The organism is Cellulomonas sp. P4_H12 (assembly GCF_056400905.1).
In genome coordinates this window covers 1-1022 of sequence record NZ_JBFUKJ010000064.1, presented here as the reverse complement: position 1 = coordinate 1022, position 1022 = coordinate 1, and the positions used below count along the sequence as shown (strand labels likewise).

1 rRNA gene and 1 pseudogene are annotated in these 1022 nt (G+C 58.4%); both read left to right on the top strand.

Annotation, left to right across the window (positions count from 1 at the left end):
• A pseudogene (locus AC1DQC_RS19730) lies at positions 1–183 on the top strand (dynamin family protein); the annotation flags it as partial.
• Between the two features lie 467 nt (positions 184–650).
• Positions 651–1022: ribosomal RNA gene (locus AC1DQC_RS19725) — 16S ribosomal RNA — on the top strand; the annotation flags it as partial.

The following is a 1022-nucleotide window of genomic DNA, read 5'->3' as shown; positions in this document are numbered from 1 at the left end:
GTCGAGCGGCTCGGACTGGAACGCGACGCCTCGCTCGCGCAGCAACGGGACGAGGCACTGGGAGAGGTGCGGCGCTGGCGGGCCTGGGCGGGACATCCGATGGTGGATCAGTTCACGGCGAGGGCCTGCACGGTCGCCGCACGTAGTGCAGAAGGCGTGTTGGCGCGTCTGAGTGCGAACTGAGCCGGAAAACGTGGGGTGAATGCCGCCCAAACGAACGATTTTTACGGCTCACAGACCTTTGACCAGGCGATTTGGTACTTCTCGTCCACGTCCCGTAACTTATTCCAAGTCAGAGCGACACGGACACCGACCCGGACCGAGAGGYMCGGGACACGAGGTWGGACGTAAGCGCCTGGTAAATCCGAAGTCACACCGTCGTGTATGGTTGTGCTTCAGCCCCCGATCAACCGGAGTTCATCTCCTGTTCGTGAGGGTGTGTGCGTGTTCTTTGAGAACTCAACAGTGTGCCGATGAATGTCAGTGCCAAATTATTTGGTACTCCGCATCGTCTTTTGACGGTGTGGGTATTGCTGATCACCTCATTCTTCCGTCTGAGGGGGTCAGTGTTTTAAGCTAGTTGAGTTTATTTGCTAGTGATTTGACTCGATGTCTATGACTGATTGCCGGCTTGCCGGCGTCTAGAGTCTTCAACGGAGAGTTTGATCCTGGCTCAGGACGAACGCTGGCGGCGTGCTTAACACATGCAAGTCGAGCGGTAAGGCCCTTCGGGGTACACGAGCGGCGAACGGGTGAGTAACACGTGGGTGATCTGCCCTGCACTTCGGGATAAGCCTGGGAAACTGGGTCTAATACCGGATACGACCTCGGGCTGCATGGCCTGGGGTGGAAAGGTTTACTGGTGCAGGATGGGCCCGCGGCCTATCAGCTTGTTGGTGGGGTAATGGCCTACCAAGGCGACGACGGGTAGCCGACCTGAGAGGGTGACCGGCCACACTGGGACTGAGACACGGCCCAGACTCCTACGGGAGGCAGCAGTGGGGAATATTGCACAATGGGCG